24 protein-coding genes are annotated in these 17587 nt (G+C 36.6%); 18 read left to right on the forward strand and 6 right to left on the reverse strand.

Annotation, left to right across the window (positions count from 1 at the left end):
* Positions 1-30: 30 nt before the first annotated feature.
* Both KHA88_RS02240 and KHA88_RS02245 read right to left on the reverse strand, forming a co-directional pair.
* A complete protein-coding gene (locus KHA88_RS02240; protein ID WP_213106812.1) occupies positions 31-492 on the reverse strand; it encodes an endolytic transglycosylase MltG in 462 nt (153 codons plus the stop codon).
* Between the two features lie 2 nt (positions 493-494).
* Positions 495-863 carry a hypothetical protein gene (locus KHA88_RS02245; RefSeq protein ID WP_213106813.1) on the reverse strand — a complete coding sequence of 123 codons (369 nt, stop codon included), beginning with the start codon at positions 861-863 and terminating at the stop codon, positions 495-497.
* 166 nt (positions 864-1029) lie between these two features.
* Here KHA88_RS02245 and rpmG point away from each other — a divergent pair, with 166 nt between their 5' ends.
* From rpmG to KHA88_RS02285, 8 genes are all read left to right on the forward strand, one after another.
* The gene (gene rpmG, locus KHA88_RS02250) at positions 1030-1179 is read left to right on the forward strand and encodes a 50S ribosomal protein L33 (protein ID WP_213097383.1); all 150 of its coding nucleotides are present in this window, start codon (positions 1030-1032) and stop codon (positions 1177-1179) included.
* 71 nt (positions 1180-1250) lie between these two features.
* Entirely contained in the window at positions 1251-1823 is a 573-nt protein-coding gene (locus tag KHA88_RS02255; RefSeq protein ID WP_346728922.1) for a 5-formyltetrahydrofolate cyclo-ligase, read from the forward strand.
* A gap of 64 nt (positions 1824-1887) precedes the next feature.
* On the forward strand, positions 1888-2070 hold the full coding sequence (locus KHA88_RS02260; RefSeq protein ID WP_213097381.1) for a hypothetical protein: 183 nt from the start codon (positions 1888-1890) through the stop codon (positions 2068-2070).
* 124 nt (positions 2071-2194) lie between these two features.
* Positions 2195-3709 (forward strand): rhomboid family protein, encoded by a 1515-nt coding sequence (locus KHA88_RS02265; protein ID WP_213106816.1) that lies wholly within the window; start codon positions 2195-2197, stop codon positions 3707-3709.
* A gap of 39 nt (positions 3710-3748) precedes the next feature.
* On the forward strand, positions 3749-3991 hold the full coding sequence (locus KHA88_RS02270; protein WP_213106817.1) for a YqgQ family protein: 243 nt from the start codon (positions 3749-3751) through the stop codon (positions 3989-3991).
* A 133-nt stretch (positions 3992-4124) separates the two neighbouring features.
* Positions 4125-5096, forward strand: a complete 972-nt coding sequence (locus KHA88_RS02275) for an ROK family glucokinase (protein ID WP_213097378.1) — start codon at positions 4125-4127, stop codon at positions 5094-5096.
* A 345-nt stretch (positions 5097-5441) separates the two neighbouring features.
* A complete protein-coding gene (locus KHA88_RS02280) occupies positions 5442-7328 on the forward strand; it encodes an LTA synthase family protein (protein ID WP_346729155.1) in 1887 nt (628 codons plus the stop codon).
* A 198-nt stretch (positions 7329-7526) separates the two neighbouring features.
* On the forward strand, positions 7527-8684 hold the full coding sequence (locus tag KHA88_RS02285; protein WP_213121353.1) for a YqgU-like beta propeller domain-containing protein: 1158 nt from the start codon (positions 7527-7529) through the stop codon (positions 8682-8684).
* A gap of 21 nt (positions 8685-8705) precedes the next feature.
* Here KHA88_RS02285 and KHA88_RS02290 read toward each other — a convergent pair whose 3' ends face one another.
* Entirely contained in the window at positions 8706-8876 is a 171-nt protein-coding gene (locus KHA88_RS02290; RefSeq protein ID WP_213097376.1) for a DUF2759 domain-containing protein, read from the reverse strand.
* Positions 8877-9109: 233 nt separating this feature from the next.
* Between KHA88_RS02290 and KHA88_RS02295 the strand changes: the two genes are divergently transcribed.
* Positions 9110-9739: an MBL fold metallo-hydrolase gene (locus KHA88_RS02295; RefSeq protein ID WP_213106819.1), complete on the forward strand. Its 630-nt coding sequence runs from the start codon at positions 9110-9112 to the stop codon at positions 9737-9739.
* A 236-nt stretch (positions 9740-9975) separates the two neighbouring features.
* Here KHA88_RS02295 and KHA88_RS02300 read toward each other — a convergent pair whose 3' ends face one another.
* Positions 9976-10218, reverse strand: a complete 243-nt coding sequence (locus KHA88_RS02300) for a DUF2626 domain-containing protein (RefSeq protein WP_213121354.1) — start codon at positions 10216-10218, stop codon at positions 9976-9978.
* A 242-nt stretch (positions 10219-10460) separates the two neighbouring features.
* Here KHA88_RS02300 and comGA point away from each other — a divergent pair, with 242 nt between their 5' ends.
* From comGA to KHA88_RS02345, 9 genes are read left to right on the forward strand one after another with little or no spacing between them, the layout of a single operon-like run.
* Positions 10461-11522, forward strand: a complete 1062-nt coding sequence (comGA, locus tag KHA88_RS02305; protein WP_213121355.1) for a competence type IV pilus ATPase ComGA — start codon at positions 10461-10463, stop codon at positions 11520-11522.
* Positions 11497-12543: a competence type IV pilus assembly protein ComGB gene (gene comGB / locus KHA88_RS02310; protein ID WP_213121356.1), complete on the forward strand. Its 1047-nt coding sequence runs from the start codon at positions 11497-11499 to the stop codon at positions 12541-12543. Before comGA ends, comGB begins: the two co-directional genes overlap by 26 nt.
* A 19-nt stretch (positions 12544-12562) precedes the next feature.
* Positions 12563-12889: a competence type IV pilus major pilin ComGC gene (gene comGC / locus KHA88_RS02315; RefSeq protein WP_213097371.1), complete on the forward strand. Its 327-nt coding sequence runs from the start codon at positions 12563-12565 to the stop codon at positions 12887-12889.
* The gene (comGD, locus tag KHA88_RS02320) at positions 12852-13340 is read left to right on the forward strand and encodes a competence type IV pilus minor pilin ComGD (protein WP_213097370.1); all 489 of its coding nucleotides are present in this window, start codon (positions 12852-12854) and stop codon (positions 13338-13340) included. The genes comGC and comGD overlap by 38 nt, the downstream gene beginning before the upstream one ends.
* Positions 13327-13635: a type II secretion system GspH family protein gene (locus tag KHA88_RS02325; RefSeq protein WP_213097369.1), complete on the forward strand. Its 309-nt coding sequence runs from the start codon at positions 13327-13329 to the stop codon at positions 13633-13635. The genes comGD and KHA88_RS02325 overlap by 14 nt, the downstream gene beginning before the upstream one ends.
* Positions 13628-14050, forward strand: a complete 423-nt coding sequence (gene comGF, locus KHA88_RS02330) for a competence type IV pilus minor pilin ComGF (RefSeq protein WP_213106822.1) — start codon at positions 13628-13630, stop codon at positions 14048-14050. Before KHA88_RS02325 ends, comGF begins: the two co-directional genes overlap by 8 nt.
* Complete coding sequence (locus KHA88_RS02335; RefSeq protein ID WP_213097368.1) at positions 14047-14298, forward strand: hypothetical protein; 252 nt, start codon at positions 14047-14049, stop codon at positions 14296-14298. Before comGF ends, KHA88_RS02335 begins: the two co-directional genes overlap by 4 nt.
* Positions 14299-14311: 13 nt before the next feature.
* The gene (locus KHA88_RS02340) at positions 14312-14830 is read left to right on the forward strand and encodes a shikimate kinase (protein WP_249305780.1); all 519 of its coding nucleotides are present in this window, start codon (positions 14312-14314) and stop codon (positions 14828-14830) included.
* A 37-nt stretch (positions 14831-14867) separates the two neighbouring features.
* On the forward strand, positions 14868-15047 hold the full coding sequence (locus KHA88_RS02345) for a YqzE family protein (RefSeq protein ID WP_213097366.1): 180 nt from the start codon (positions 14868-14870) through the stop codon (positions 15045-15047).
* A 39-nt stretch (positions 15048-15086) separates the two neighbouring features.
* Here KHA88_RS02345 and KHA88_RS02350 read toward each other — a convergent pair whose 3' ends face one another.
* Together KHA88_RS02350 and KHA88_RS02355 are read right to left on the reverse strand one after the other, a co-directional pair.
* Entirely contained in the window at positions 15087-15884 is a 798-nt protein-coding gene (locus KHA88_RS02350; protein WP_213097365.1) for a YqhG family protein, read from the reverse strand.
* Positions 15853-17553: a DEAD/DEAH box helicase gene (locus tag KHA88_RS02355; protein ID WP_213097364.1), complete on the reverse strand. Its 1701-nt coding sequence runs from the start codon at positions 17551-17553 to the stop codon at positions 15853-15855. The genes KHA88_RS02350 and KHA88_RS02355 overlap by 32 nt, the downstream gene beginning before the upstream one ends.
* Between the last annotated feature and the right edge of the window lie 34 nt (positions 17554-17587).

Genomic DNA, 17587 nt, shown 5'->3' on the forward strand with positions numbered 1-17587 from the left:
AAAAAGCAGGCTTGAATGCCTGCTTTTGTTTTATGGTTTTTTTGTAATTACATTTGCAATCTGTTTATAATCCATCCCATCATTTATATCGAACTTACCAATTTGGATGTAATGCTGTAGTTTCCTTTTTGCTAAATAGCGATTAAATTTTTCTGCGTCTTGAATGATTCCGGCATCTGCAAGTTGAATGCTAATTTCTTTAGATGACATTCCGTCGACTATTTTAAGTTGATATTTTTTTGGTTCAGGTTCATTCTGATTTGAGGTGCTTTTTGCCGTTTCCGAAGAAGCCGCTAACACTTCATATTGAGCCTGCCAATTCTCTGCTTGTTGCTTTAAATCTTCATATTCACTTTCCTTTATTTCTACATAGTTTGGCTTGGTTGTGTGCGTCTCAGCCTGTTTTTTTTCGAACATTAGATTATAACAAATGAGAATAATAGCAGATACTAATAAACCCGTAGCGAAGGCTCTCGTTGTCTGTTTATTCATCCTTATAGTCCTCCATATGTATCTTGGCGCGAATTAATAATCATTGTGATTGTTTTAATAGGCAATGAGGATTGCTTGGATATTTGATGAAGATCGAGCCCTTGATTATATAAAGCCAAGACTTGGTTCTTTAAAATTTCATTTGGTTCAGGACTCATTTGATTTGGAATAGCTTCAAATAAGTCTTGATCCATAAGCAACTCTTCTTCAAGCACTTTGAGTTTCTTATTAATTAAAAAATGTTCTTGTAAAACATCCATTGACAGTTGTTCTACCTCTTTTTCCAGTACTTTTACTTTGTCTGTTTGGAAAAATGATATAATAAAAAGTAAGGTTGATAAACATAATAAAATAATAACGATCAGATCCATATTCCACCTCAGATGTTTAGTTACTCCATTTATAACATAATTTTCGTTTATCCTCTATAATTGACTATGGATAGTGAAAAAATGGACTAGCATTTCTAAAAAAATAGTGATATTATAGAAAAGTCGTATGAATAGTGAAGAATGCATTGAGTTTGGAGGGAAAGACATGCGCGTAAATATTACATTAGCTTGCACGGAATGCAGTGAGCGTAATTATATTTCAACAAAAAACAAACGAAATAATACTGACCGTCTTGAGCTTAAAAAATACTGCCCGAGAGAAAAACGGGTTACTTTGCACCGTGAAACAAAATAATTAAAAAAGCCAGAACACTGAACTTTAGTGGCTCTGGCTTTTTTTGTTATAGTGTAGTTATACGGAAGGGAGTGGAGTATTTGAATAAACATTCTTTAAGAACCGAAGTAAAAGAACGGTTAAAATCGATGGATCGCATGACATATGAACATCGATCTTATTTAATTGCCAACAAGTTAATACATACTGAAGAATGGAAAAATGCTGATGTAATCGGTATTACTGTCTCCCACTTTCCAGAAGTAGATACATGGCAACTTATTAGAAAAGGCTGGGAGCAGGGAAAAAATATGGTAATCCCTAAATGTATACCATCGAAAAAAGAAATGATTTTCAAAAGAATAACTGCTTTTAATCAACTTGAAAGTGTCTTTTACGGCTTGTTTGAACCGATGGACAGCGAAACAAAACGGATTGATAAAAATGACATTGATTTATTGATAGTTCCTGGATTAGCTTATAGCAAAGAAGGTTTTCGGATTGGTTTTGGCGGGGGCTATTATGATCGCTTCTTAAAAGGGTATCATGGAGCTACGCTATCACTTGCCTTTGCTGTTCAGCTTTTAGATTATATACCGGTAGAATCTCATGATCTTCCTGTTAGAAAAATTATTACCGAAAAAAGCGTGATTAATTGCCAATAATGTACAAGCTACTGCATGAATAATACCTGGTAAATATCCAAAAATAAAACCAGGAGGGATATTTATGAGAAAGTTTGTCTTCAGTTTTATAATGCCTGCGATTATGGCTGGCGCTGCATACCGATTTCGATATAAATTATTAAATACAATACTTGGCAACCAGATGCTGAGACGTATTGGTATAAACGCAGCTATGAATATGCCAGGCGTCCGCTCTCGGCTTATTAATAGTGCATTTCGTAAATAAGGGGTAAGCCATGAAAGTGGCTTACCTACCTTATTTTTATAAAGATTTTGCATCATTCTGTTTTTTTCGCTATAGTAAGAACTAAGTGAATTGAATATGCAAAGGATGAAAGTGGGGCTTATGATTGGCGGAACGTGAAAATTTCTTGTTTTGGCGGCTGGCTTATTTTTTGATTGCTGAAAGCGGCTACCGAATAATCAGAATTACTGAGGACCATTCTGAAATATGGTTTGAAAATATTAAGAATAAAAACGCCAGAATGCTTCGGATGGTGAGATCTGATTTAGACTGGGCAAATTGGGTTGAAAGAGACAAGCAAATGGTAGCTGTTCAAGCGGACAAACTAAGAAAGCAGTTGTTTGCTCGAAACTTGAATATGCTTAATATTTATGTGACTTCACATCCGCCAATAGATGCTGATGAAGATTACTTGGAAAAACAAATAATCGCTGGACAAGGTAAAACGAAATTGTCTACAATCGTATTAACAAGACAAAACTACAGTCAATCGTTCTTGAAGATTGGCGAAACTCTTGGTAAGCAGCCTATGTTCGACATCCAAAATGATTATGATGATGCTGAAATATATATGCTTAGCCAAGGGGTCTTAAAGAAAGCGGCCCAACAAGAAAACGAAGATCGCCAGCTATTTGAGTTTACTAAACCCTTGTTTACTTATATTTTTATCGCTATTCAAGTGCTCGTTTTCTTCATACTTGAAGCAAACGGTGGAAGTACAAATATGGAAACGCTTGTTAAGTATGGAGCAAAGTATAACCCTTTAATTATAGAAGGGGAATGGTGGAGATTCATTACACCTATCTTCCTCCATATTGGCTTTTTACATCTTGTAATGAATACATTAGCTCTTTATTACTTAGGCTCAGCAGTAGAAAAAATGTTTGGTCACTGGCGATTTTTAGGAATTTATTTGTTTTCAGGTTTTACGGGCGCTTTGGCCAGCTTCATTTTCAGTGAAAATATATCAGCTGGTGCGAGCGGGGCCATTTTTGGTTGTTTTGGAGCTTTATTATATCTTGGCTTTGCATATCCACAGTTGTTTTTTAGAACGATGGGCATGAATGTAATTGTACTAATCATCATTAATTTAATCTTTGGCTTTACAGTGCCAGGAATCGATAATGCCGGGCATATAGGCGGACTGATAGGAGGATTCCTTTCTACTGGAGCAGTTCATTTTCCCAAAAAACGAAACTTAAAGGGACAGGCCATTTTTTTATGTGCAATGGTTATTATTTCTGTCAGTATGATTAATATTGGTTATCATGATGATCGTCCCGATGTAATGAATGGAATTGTTCAGGAAAAAATTAAAAATGGCAAGGTCGAAGAAGCATATAATATGCTTGCTCCATATGTTTCAGAAGGAAAAGGAAATGCAATTACTTTTTTTCAGTTATCATACTTAGAAATCCAGTTAAAAAAGTATAAAAGTGCGAAGCAGCACTTACTAAATGCAATCAAACTGCAGCCCGATTTTCATGAAGCATATTTTAACTTGGCCTTGCTCTACTATGAGGAACAAGATATCCTTAAAGCAAGAGAGTATGCTCAAAAAGCAAACTCGATTTCAAGTCAGAAAAAATATCAAGAATTTCTTCAAGAAATAGGAGATTAGTAATGTGAAAGAAAGCATTGGAAATTTAGTGGTGAATATATGAAGACTGTATACGATGTTCAGCAAATGCTGAAAAAGTTTGGCATTTTTGTTTATGTTGGCGACAGAATTGCTGATTTAGAATTAATGGAATCGGAAATTAAGGAATTGTATTTTTCGCACCTTATTACTAAAGATGAATTACATACAGCACTTGCTATAATAAGAAATGAAATTCAAATAGAAAAAACAAGAAAAGCGCAAGCGTCCGTTAAGCGACGTACAAACTTCGAAGGATTCTGACGAGATAAAGGAAACACGGTGAGTCTGTAAGACGAACCGATGTTGACTTATCGTAGGAAGAATCATGAAGTTTGCTAGGCGCTGGGCGCTGGAGCTAGACAAATAAAAAAAAGAAAATAAAGTGGGGATTAATATGGAAAATGGAAAATGGCTAGTGGGAATTGATGTTGGAGGAACGAGTGTTAAACTTGCATTTCTCACGGAACAGGGAGACATTTTACATAAATGGGAAATACCAACAAATAAAGCTAATAAAGGCGAAAGCGTTATCCAAGATATTGCAGATGCGATTCATTCAAAGCTTGCCGAATTGAATGTTCCACACGAAAAACTTAAAGGGGCAGGAGTTGGCGCACCTGGTCCCGTAGATACGGAAAAAGGTCTGATATTTGAAGCAGTTAATATCGGATGGGAAAATAATTATCCGCTTCGTGATTTAATGCAATCTGCAATTGGCGTGCCGGTTGCAATTGAAAATGATGCTAACTCGGCAGCACTCGGAGAAATGTGGAAGGGTGCAGGAAAAGGGGCAAAGGACTTAATCTGTATTACCCTGGGAACTGGAGTAGGTGGCGGTGTTATTGTAAACGGTGATATTGTCCACGGTAGTAAAGGTGCTGCCGGAGAAGTTGGACATATTACAGCTGTACCAAGCGGTGGTTATATGTGTAACTGCGGCAAGCCGGGTTGCCTAGAGACAGTAGCATCAGCTACTGGTATCGTTCGCACTGCAAAAGACCTGCTTGCGGTTGATGAAAGCGAGTCAAAACTAAAAGAAGTTTTAAATAATACGGGTGATATTACAGCGAAAGACATATTTGTGGCGGCTGAAGCAGGGGATAAATTAGCTCTTAGTACGATTGATTCGCTTGCCAATCATCTAGGCTTGGCACTTGCAAACATCGGCAGCGTATTTAACCCAGAAAAAGTAGTCATAGGCGGAGGGGTTTCACAGGCCGGAAGCTTACTGCTCGATCCAATAGAAAAATACTTTAAAAAATATGCATTTAAACCTGTCGGAGAATCTACCGAAATCGTTAAGGCGGAGTTAGGAAATGATGCAGGAATTGCAGGCGCTGCTTGGCTTGCAGCAAATAAAATTTAATGTTTCATAATCAAGGGCTGAGAACTTTTTCTCGCCCTTTAAATTTTGCAATGATACATTTAGGTCTAAATTATAGAAATTTCGGTCTGAATCACTATTTTCAAAGACAATAATACGATGTAAAATATGTCTATATAATGAAAACGGGACAATATTGAAACCTTTTTATCATTGATACGTCTATATATAGAGAAAATTGAATAGGATTTTTAGAGCCTGTTTAACATGATCTGAAGGGTTTTTAATTTGATTTTTTATAAGAAACATAATATGATAATCGATAGTTGTTCTACTTCAATAAAATGGAAAATGTGATAAAGCGTAGCAATTTAGGAGGTTAATAAAGTGAATAAGCTAAAAAAAGCCAATATTACTCTGCCAGTTGCTGTCACGATTATGCTCTGGATCAAGACTTATATTGTCTATAAAACAAGCTTCAATCTTAAAATTGAAAATTTTATGCAAGAGCTTATTTTATTTATTAACCCCTTAAGTTTTTTGCTCTTTGTATTTGGGATTTCACTTTTTTTTAAAACAGAAAAATCACGAAACCGATATCTATTACTTACTAGTTTGTTTCTAAGTTTTGTATTGTATGCGAATGTGGCCTTTTATCGCTTTTTTACGGACTTTTTAACACTGCCGGTCCTATTTCAAACGAGTAATTTTGCCGACTTAGGTGATAGTGCTGCAACAGAGATCCATTGGTTTGACTTTGTTTATTATATCGATGTCATATTTCTTTTCCTTCTATTGAAATTTAGACCAAAAGCTATGGAAATTAAACCGATAAAGAAAGCAAATCGTAGGGCTTATTTTCTTGTAGCTGCAGCCATGCTTTTCTTAAATATCGGGCTTGCTGAAACGGAACGGCCTCAATTATTGACAAGGACATTTGACAGGGAAATGCTTGTGAAAAATCTAGGAACATATAATTACCATTTATATGATATATTCCTCCAATCAAAATCTTCTGCTCAACGTGCAATGGCAGATGGTAGTGAGTTGGTTGAGATTGATAATAATATAAGCGCTAATTTTGTAAAGCCATCCAAGAAAATGTTTGGAAAGGCCGAAGGAAAAAACCTAATTGTCATTTCCCTTGAATCATTGCAAAGCTTTGTTATCAATAATGAAGTTTATGGCGAAGAAGTAACGCCTTTTTTAAATGATTTTATTAAAGAAAGCTTTTATTTTGACGAGTTCTACCATCAAACAGGTCAGGGTAAAACTTCAGATTCCGAATTTTTATTGGAAAATTCTTTATATCCATTAAACCGAGGTGCGGTTTTCTTTACCCATTCGGGAAATAAATTTGATGCAATGGCTGAGAAACTCGGTAAAAAAGGCTATTTCACATCAACGATGCACGCAAATAATAAAAGCTTTTGGAATCGGGATATTATGTATGAAGCGTTGGGCTATGACTATTTTTACTCGGCGACAGATTATGATATCACCCCTGAAAATTCAGTCGGATGGGGAATGAAGGATATACCATTCTTTGAACAATCCGCTGACTTAATGAAAACAATGCAACAACCCTTTTATACAAAAATGATCACATTAACGAATCACCATCCATTTAAGCTTGACGAAGAGGATAAGTTGATCGAAGAATATGATTCGAAAAGCGGTACGTTAAACCGCTATTTCACAACGGTCAGATATATGGATGAAGCAGTAAAGCACTTTATCCAAAAACTGAAAGACGAAGGTCTATATGAAAATTCGATTATCGTTATGTACGGAGATCACTATGGTATATCCGAAAATCATAATGAAGCGATGGCACAATATTTAGGCAAAGAAGTAACGCCGTTTGTAAGTGCTCAGCTTCAAAGGGTCCCATTAATCATTCATATTCCTGGTGTAACCAATAAAGGTAAAGGAAAAACAATTTCCAAAGTTAGCGGACAAATCGACTTGAAGCCAACATTGCTCCATTTGCTTGGTGTTAATACGAAAAATAATATTCAATTTGGTGAGGATATGTTTTCTAGCGACCATCGTGACTTTGTAGTATTTAGGGATGGGAGTTTTGTCACACGGAACTATGTTTACACAGCGAACACCTGCTATTCGAAAGATACAGAAGAGCCGGTAGATGATTCCTATTGTGAGCCCTTTAAAGAGAAAGCGAGGACCGAGCTTGATTATTCAGATAAAATCATTTACGGTGATTTGCTTAGGTTCTATAATAATGAAGATTATCAAAAAATAGGTAAATAATAAGCTAGGCTGCCCTAAGCATAGAACGGGAACCCCGAACTTCCATATATAGTATTCTTAAAATCGTAAATACTGTATAAAAATAGTGGAGGAACCCAGTACTTATGGGTAGCTTTTTTTTTGTAAAAATGAATGAAACATTTCATGTTTTATTACGTACTAATTGTTAGTATGATAAATGAAAGGGGGGAAGTGCATGTGCAATTTAGATGTTTTTTGTATGTAATGATGGTATTTATACTCGCGATCATACTTCCGGGATGTTCAAACTCCTATTCTGGTACATCTCCCTTAGCAGATCTTCCTGAAGAACAAGAGACAGAAGAGATAGTTTCGGCACAGTCAGATGTTAAGCCTTTAAATATTACTGAAGGAATATTTGAAAAAGTGTATGGATGGATCGATCAAGAAACTTTACTCTACTCATATGAAAATAACGGTAAATATTATGTTTATTCCCATAACCTCTATAGCGGAATTTCTAAGCTTGTTTTCAGTTCGGATGCTCCTATAGTCAATATTCTTATCCATAAAGAATCAGGAAATCTTTTTATTCACACCTCTCCTCATTCACATGCGGCAATGGTATATTTCACTGATAAAGAAGGTCATATCAATTTTTCTACACATATTGATTCTTATGAGCTTGCCTATGAATGGAATAAAACTAATCCATCCTTAATGTTAATAACAGCCTTTTATGAAGATTGGTCTTATAAAGTCCATCAAATAAATGTACAAGCCCAAAAAGTGACAGAGTTAATTGGTTATCAGCCATTTTTAAAATGGTTCAATCAAGATCATATTCTTGAACAAGATTGGAAAGAAAATGAGGCAGCTTTCTTTGCACCCATCTGGAAAAAATCTCTATCCAATCCTACAGATAGTAGTTTATTGCAGGAAAATGTGTATCGGTTTGATGTTTTTTCAAATATTATTATGACAATTAAAGTGCCGGAAAATAATACCGAGTTTTTCGAATATAATTTTAACGATGTCGCTTTAGAGACGGAGGTAGCAAATTTTAAGCTCCCTAATATAACCCATTATTCGGATTGGCTAGTGCCTTTTTATGATTTCATTTATGAAGATCAACGTTTTATCACGTTTGCTCCAAAGAGCCATGGAAATGCGGATCGTTACAATGAGGGCTATCGTTTAATTCAGCTGGCATTAACAGATCAAACAGAGTCTATATTATTCGGGGACTTGGACAATAAGCCGTTATCATGTTCACCCGATGGCGTGCACTGTTTATACGGATACCAATTTGAACAGATACTGAATTTAGAGACAGGTGAGAAGGTTTTTCTAGTAGAGCCTGAAAAAAATAATAAAAGCGAGGCTTCCGAGTAGGTAGCTTCGCTTTTAATGTTTTTATGGAAGTGTGTCCGGAAGACCAAGTAAGGTCATGATGGAGAAGAACCCGAATACGGCAACCGCTCCTGCTCCAAAAAGGATTCCAAGAGGATTTTTGTTTTTAAACGCACTGATTGTACCAAAGACTGCAAGTAAGGCAACTAAAAGAAAAATAATGGCTGTGCCCATTAAAAAAACTCCCTTCTACGAAAATGTCAAATATTTGCTATGTAATAGGAATGGTTACGCTCTTACATATTTTAAAGCTTTTTTTCCATTTTGTCGAGCAGTAAAAGTGACACTTGTATGACTACGTATCCATAGTATACACAAATAATGAATCCTCATCAAAGAATCAAATCTTTTTGTTCCTAGTGCCTTCATGGTAAAATTGGGCAAACGAGAAAAGTGAGGAATGATTCATGAAATGGAAACAAATTCCCTTAGGACCTTTGCAGACAAACTGTTACCTACTTTATAATGAAGAAGGTAAATGCATCATCTTTGATCCTGGAGCAGAAGGGGCATCACTTAATGATTTTCTAATCGAACAGGGATTCACACCTCTTGCGATCGTAATGACACATGCCCATTTTGATCATATTGGCGCGATTGATGCAGTACGTGATCAGTGGGATATCCCAGTCTATATTCACGAACTCGAGGCCGAGTGGTTAACAAATCCAAGCTTGAACGGTTCTGCCCGCTATGGTGCGAATATTACAGCGAAGGCAGCCGAGCATCAGCTCTCGGAGGAAAAAAAATTAAGCATTGGACCCTTTTCATTAAATCTCTTCCATACACCGGGCCATTCACCAGGCAGTATTTCTTATTATTCCGAGGAAGCAAATGTCGTGTTTGCTGGTGATACGCTTTTTCAAGGCAGCATCGGTAGAACAGATTTACCTGGTGGGAGCCATAGCCAGTTACTTAAGAGCATAAGTGAAAAATTATTAATCTTACCTGAGGATACGGTTGTCCTCTCAGGCCATGGACCTGCAACAACAATTAGCAGTGAAAAGTCGAATAATCCTTTCCTTACAGGTATTTAATGAAGAAAAGCGCAAGCGCCTTGATCTAGGATGAACGGCTAAGACCGCCACATCCTGTGGCAACGCCGTCCTGACCCGCATCCTGCGGGCCTCCGACAAGCAAATGTTCTGAGACAAAAAAGTCCGGTCTTGACTTTTATTGGCGAAAGGCATTTTGACCTCGAGGGGCTAGGCGCTGGAGCTGGACGATAAAAAAGCTTCCGGATAATATCCGGAAGCTTTTTTCGTTTCGTGTTTTACAGTCCTCCGCCAGGTGGCATTAGGAACAATGTATAGTATGTAAATCCAGCAAAGAACACCGATAAATATGCGCCAAATACATACATATACATCCGTTCAGAAAGTCTTAAATAACTAAGAAGTATAAAGAATCCCGTTTGTCCGAGAAAAAGCAAAGCGGTTTTGTCCATGCCGCCGAGATAAAACATAATTGCAAAAATACCAGTCCAAAAACCCAAACCTCTATACATACGATCCATATGTATCCCTCCTTTGCAGCCAGTTGTCCATCAATACCTTATTATAAAGGATAAATATCTCTAAAGTAAATATATGAGCTGCCTAGTTTGTGACGAAAGCGTGATAAAGGGGTGGCCAGCTCTTTTTTAGTATACCGTATTTTTGAAAATAATAATAATAATTTATTATTTTTTGAAGGAGAATGCGGAAAGTTGTCGAATATGGTTAATTAGATAAAATAAAAGGTGGTGTTTTATGAAAAATGAGCATTGAAAAAACAGCGGATCTTCTTCTTTCCCAAGCCCTGCATTTTGAAGCTTCGGACATCCATATTACTCCTCGCTCTAAAGATTATCTTGTCCAGTTCCGTATTCATGGATTATTAAGCCCAATAAAAAAAATTCCTCCTAAATTGGGAGAAAGGCTTATTTCCCACTTGAAATTTTTAGCTTCAATGGATATTAGTGAAAAAAGAAAGCCCCAAAGCGGTTCGCTCCAGTCATATTTCGCAGGTAAATATACATCACTAAGAATTTCCTCATTACCGACAGCCCGTGCAAAAGAAAGTATCGTTATTCGGATCCTCCCTCAAACGAAAGCATTACCTCATAATAAGTTAGCTCTTTTCCCTGCCAATACAAATCTACTTACACAATTAATGGTTCAAGCACATGGCATGATTATTTTTACAGGACCGACTGGAAGCGGAAAAACGTCAACGATGTATTCGCTTGCTGAATATTGTTCAGTAAATATTAATCGCCATGTTGTTACTCTTGAGGACCCAGTGGAAAAGAAAAGTGATTTACTGCAACAAGTCCAAGTGAATGAAAAAGCGGGACTCTCTTTTAGCACGGGATTGAAAGCAATTTTACGACATGATCCCGACATTATTCTTATTGGGGAAATACGTGATGCGGAAACAGCTAAGATCGCTATTCGTGCGGCTATGACAGGTCATTTAGTTTTATCGAGCTTGCATACTAGGGATGCGAAAGGGGCTATTTTTAGGCTTTTGGAGTTTGGTGTGAAATATCATGAATTAGAGCAAACATTGCTAGCTATAACCGCTCAAAGGTTAGTTTCCATCATTTGTCCGTTTTGTGGTCCCGTATGCTCAAAGTATTGCTCTAGCCTTAGTCATGCAAAAAGAAGAGGAGTATTCGAGATCCTTCATGGCAGCGCGCTCCGCAAAGCTATAGAAAGTGTTAAGGGAGGGGGTGAGATTTCCCGATACACAACTCTTCAAAATTTAATTAGAAAGGGGATCGCACTTGGATACTTATCCCATGAGGAGTATGAGCGCTGGATTATTGAGCAATAAGAAAAAAATGAACATAAAAGAACAGGGGCTTTTTCTTGTTAGGGCAAGCGATATGCTTAATAATGGCTTTACTTTATTGGAAGTTCTCGAGTTTTTAGGCAAACTTGATCGTAAGAAAAGTGAAATGTTTCAATCATTGATTCATGGATTACAAAAAGGTCAGCCAATTTACGAAGTTTTTCTTTCACATTATTTTGACAGCCAGGTGTGTGCGCAAATGTTTTTTGCGGAAAAGCATGGCTATTTATCCGCTGCCCTCCAGGAATCTGGAAAGTATTTAATGCGAAAAGATGAAGAACGGAAGAAATTGCTGAAGATCCTACAATATCCGATTATCCTGTTGATTGTCCTCATCTTTGTTGCCATACTTCTAAAATCCATGCTTTTGCCGCGTTTCCAACTACTTTATGGCTCAATGGGCTACGAGCCTAGTTCGGGTATTAAACTCGTCCTTCACCTTATGCAGAATACTCCGTACTACTTTTTGTCTATATCCTTTTTAATCTTCGCCACGATAATCATGACCAAATTGATATTTCGTAAAAAAACCGCTTTAGAGATCGCCGAATTCTATTCCTCTCTCCCGTTTATCAAATCCTTTTACACACTATATCAAACAATCTTCCTTTCCAGAGAGTGGAGTTTTTTGCTGAAAAGTGGATTTTCCATGAATGAGATTATTGCCATTATGGAAACCCAAAATTTCAGGCCGTTACTACGAGAAACTGCGGAGGAATTAAAGAAAATGCTCCTTCTAGGCTATTCTTTTTCTGATGCTTTATCCAATATCAGTTTTATTGAAAATGAAATGGTTTTGATTGTCGCGCATGGTGAACAAAACGGACGCTTAGATAATGAACTGCTTTACTACAGTAATATTTGCATGCAGCAGCTAGAAGCAAAGACGATGAAAATTCTTTTAGTCGTTCAGCCGATTATTTTCTCATTTATTGGGCTAATGGTTGCAGTAATTTACATGTCAATTTTTTTTCCGATGTTTCAAATAATCGAATCTATTTAAAAAGGAGAGGTATAAGAAAATGAAGAAACTTATGATTAATAACGAACGAGGATTTACATTAATTGAAATGATGATTGTTTTGTTAGTCATCACAATTATATTACTAGTTGCCTTGCCGAATGTCACAAAGCATAGTTCTTCTATCAATGACAAAGGCTGCAAAGCTCTAGTTCAGATGGTACAAGGACAAGTTCAGGCATACTATATGGATAAACAAACATATCCAAGTAGCCTAGAAGAACTGAAAACAGACGATTATTTAAAAGGATCCAATCTAGTTTGCTCAAATGGAAATCCACTTTCGATAGATGGTAAAGGAAATGTTATTGTCACAGATTCGAAATGAATTTTTAAGGCTTTCAAATGGTCACAAGGAAAATGGATTTACGTTATTAGAAATATTAATTGTTATATGTGTGATGACAGTGTTACTTTCATTTAGTTTTTTTACAATTAAATCTTTCTCTGAGCTCATGCAAAAAAGAGCTTTTATTTCACAAATACAATCCGATTTATATTATGCACATTCTTATGCTCTTAGCAGACGGGAAACGGTTACAGTCAGATTTTCTATATTAAGTAATCAATATGAAGCTATTTCTGGCCACTCCAGAGAAATTATCGTGCAAAGAAAAATACCTAAGCCAATTAAGTTGGAAAACAGCAATGTTCCAAGCTTTATCATCACCCCTGAAGGAAATGTATCTAATTTCGGAACTGTTTTTTTTCGTCTAAACGATAAAAGATTGAAGCTAACATTTTTTATCGGAAGGGGGAGATTCCTTGTACAGGAATGAATCTGGTTTCACTTTTTTAGAAGGCCTCATTGCACTAGGCTTGATGTTTCTCTTATGTGCATCCTTATTTCCTCTCATGATCCACATGCTTTCCAATTTACAAGAAGGGAAGAAAGAGTTGGTTGCTTTCCGGCTATTATACGAGCATGTCGAACAACAGAAACCGATAGAGGAAAAAACAAGTGAGAACAGGATTTCAAGAAATATTCATTATCAGCTTTTAATGGAAAAGGTTGGTGTTGAAAAATGGAAAGCATGTGTCACTTATGAGGACCAAAAAAAATGTATTGAATAATCAAACTGGCTTTACATTGATCGAAGCCATGATGGTTATGGTTATTTTGTCGATAGTGATGGGATTGATCCCACTTGTATTCCAAGGTTTTGCTGCAATTGATCGTACGATTGCAGTTGAAGAGGATTACGAGTGGAACCTCTTCCTTATCCAACTTCGGGATGAACTGAGAGATCATGACCGCCTATTGATTTACAAAAATCGAATTTTCATAGAGAAACATAATCAATCTATTCTCTATGAATCATACGGAGATGTATTGAGGCGGAGAGTGAATAATTTAGGACACGAAATTGTCCTCCAGAAAATAAACACGATAAGATTTTCTGAAAATGGACAAGTACTTTTCCTTAACGTAGATTTTTTAAGTGGAACGAAAGAGGAAGCGCAATTTTTTATTATGGGAGTGAAATGATTATTAAAAATGAAAAAGGTGTTGTTTATCCCGTAGCTTTGTTAGTTGCTTCAATTGCTTTTTTAGTAATTTTTGAAGCGTCACTTATCTATGTATCACAATTGGGTTATGTGACAGAAATAAAGAATTATTATCAACGAGAAATCAAGGAATCACTGGCCCAAAAAAGCAAGATGCCTAAAGATGATGCCCATTTGATTTTGGATTATAATCTATATATAGATTCCAATGTGGAAATGAAAGAATAAGAGGTGGATGAAATTGCAACAAGAATCACTTTATTTGATTGGATTTATGGGGGCTGGAAAAACATCAGTTGGAAATTTATTGGGTGATATGTGCGGCCTTGCCGTTATTGATACTGATCAAGTAATCGAGAAACAGGAGAACATGCCAATTCGTGATCTATTTGAACGTCATGGAGAGGCGTATTTTCGGGAGTTAGAAACCGATGTTTTACAAAAGTTAGCCAATGGAGGGGCGGGGGCTCCAGCGATCATAACTACTGGCGGAGGAATTATCTTAAAAGAAAAAAATCGGCAATTACTAAAAGAAAGTGGCAGAACTATTTTTTTACAATGTAATCCTAAAGTAGTGGTTGAAAGGCTCCAACAAGATACCACTAGGCCGTTAATAAAAAATAAGACGATAGAGGAAATTAACCATATGTATCAGATGCGTCTGCCATTATACTTAGAGTGTGCAATAACCTCCATTGACACTTCCGCTCAGTCGATTAAAGAAGTTGCAGAATCCATTAAGCTCCGAATGAATATATAAGATTTGGCTATACTTCCTATTAAAGGAAGGTGAATAGATGTCAACCAATGATTATGTGAAGTACTTGACTGAGACGTTTATTAAGCATCTTGAAATGCCGAAAGCAGAACGAAAACAACTAAGACTTGACAGAAAAGATGCAAAGCCCCCTGCTATGTATCATTGGTTCGGTTTGTTGCCAATATCACTTAGTATGCTTTTCAGAAAAAGAGGCTGACCGAAAATTTTAAAAAGTTAATTGGACAGCCTCTTTGATTCACTGAATTGTGGTACTTATATAATATATTCCTCCATTGATAATATCTACGCTTACGAAAGGTTCATATTGATCTTTGAGGGCTAACTTCTCAATTTCATATGTTTCCGGTTTCTCTTCGTGATCTGCATAAAAGTGGTCTAAAAGCTTTAAATCTTCATTCCATCTGGAAATGGCTTCATTCGCCCAGTCATGTTCTCCAGCCTCAATTTCATTAATCAAGTAAGTTTCAATTCGTTTTATTCCACTTACCGGTTTAATAATCGGCGAAACAGTAAAACAATAATCAGGAATTTTTGGTTTTAAGGTTATTCCCTCGATTTTTTCCTGAAAGGATTCAACAATAGTCCCATTAATTAGGTTTAGCCCAATAGATCTTAAATTATCGCACTTTCGATCACAGTGATAGGAAATTTTTATATTTAACGATAACCACGGATGCAGCGGGATATGCCGATTGTTTCCCGCCTTATTAGGCTCTTCATAGAGCCTAATATATGCCGCCAATTTTTTTGTTGCGCGAAAAAGCTGATGGAGTCGGGGGGCACCGAAATGAATAACTTCTCCTTTTAAATCATCGGGCGCTTTTTCCGGATCGGAAATGAATGTCACTTTCATTGGATTTGGGATGCCGCCGGTTTTTTCTAAATACGTCCAGTAAAAGGGACGGTTCATTAGTTCCTTATCCATTTCTATCGTTAATTGAACAGTTAAATGTCCCTCTCCATTTTCCTCAATCAGACAATCATTGCCCTCAAAAAAACTTTCAAGATATTGATGAATTTCCTTCTGCAGCATGAGATGCATCGTCCTTTTTTAGTTGATCGGCAAATTGAATCATGGAAGATAAATTCGCCATTTTCACTTTCATTTCACCTTCTGATGTTGACTGTTGGAAAATATCTTTTAAATATTCTTCCATATTCCTGAAGTCTACTTGTTTTAATATTTCATCAAGTTCACCAACCACTCGCTCAAATAGTTTTATTTTTTCATAAAGCAGTTTAAGAATATGCTCTTCAATTGTATCTTTGATTGCATAGTTATATATGTGGACGTCCTTTTCTTGGCCGAGGCGGTGAATACGTCCTATTCTTTGCTCAAGCCTCATTGGATTCCACGGCAAATCAAAGTTTATGACATGATTGCAAAATTGGAGGTTGATTCCTTCTCCGCCCGCTTCAGTTGCAATCAACACTTGGGCTTGGTTTTTAAAAACTTCGCGCATCCAATCCTTTTTCCCACGTTTAAAACCACCTCTAAAAGGTACGGAACGAATACCGTGCTGTTGAAGATACCATTGTAAATAAAGTTGAGTTGCTCGATATTCTGTGAAGATAATCACCTTATCATCGATTGCTTGAATCAATTCTAATGTTTTAACCGCTTTGGAATTTTGAGTGACCGCTTCAATTTTCTTTTGAAGATATTGAAGCTTATTCATATAATCTTCAGAAGGATTTTCATGCTTATTAAACATATTTTTTAATGTATAGAAAACAGCTTCCCTGCTGCTGCATGCTTCCCGCTTTAATGTTATTAGGGAAAATCCATGAGCCGCGAATTCGGTTTCAGTATTTTTCAACACCTCGATCGCGTCATACAACTCTCTTTCTTCTTTGGTGAATTCAATTGGAATTGTTTCCACATGACGCTCTGTCCATTCAATGCCTGTGTCAGCCCGTCGATTTCTGATCATCACCTTATTGACCAATGCTTTCAAATACTCATCTTCCTGAACCGATAATTGTTTATTTTTATATTTTTCCAAAAAACCGCTTTGGCTACCTAAATGGCCTGGTTTTAGTAGTGAAACAAGGTAGAAAATTTCCTCTATCCTGTTTTGGATTGGAGTAGCTGTTAATAGTAGACAAAACTTCTTTTTAAGCGATTGGACAAATTCATAGTTTTTTGTTTTGTGATTTTTAAGTTTATGGGCTTCATCAATGATGATTAAATCATAATTCTGTTCTGCGATGATCTCTCGGTGCGGGCTTCGTTTTGCCGTATCAATGGAAGAAACAACGCAATCAAATTGTTCCCACACATAGCTTTTTCGCTGTGCCGCTGCAGGAATGTGGAATTTTGTATTTAATTCAATCACCCATTGTGATACAAGTGATGCCGGAACAAGGATTAAAGCTTTTTTTACCAACCCTCTTATCATGTATTCTTTTAAGATTAGGCCTGCTTCAATCGTTTTTCCGAGCCCCACTTCATCGGCCAAAATAGCTTTTCCATTCATATTTTCTACAACTTGCTTCGCCGTATCAAGTTGATGAGGTAATGGCGTTAGATTGGGTAAGAATTTTGGAGCAACAAGGCCCTCGAAATCAGGGATGTGTAAATGGTTTTCAGCATTCATAGCCAATTTAAATAATTCATAGTTTGCCCAAGGGCCATCTTTTTCCAGTCTATGCAAAAAGCTTTCTTGCCAATTATGATCAAATTTTATTCTTATAGACATGATAACCCTCCTGATGATTCTAGGAAAAGCATTG

Origin of the sequence: Lederbergia citrea, from assembly GCF_018343525.1 — a bacterium.
Taxonomy (GTDB): Bacteria; Bacillota; Bacilli; order Bacillales; family Bacillaceae_C; genus Lederbergia; species Lederbergia citrea.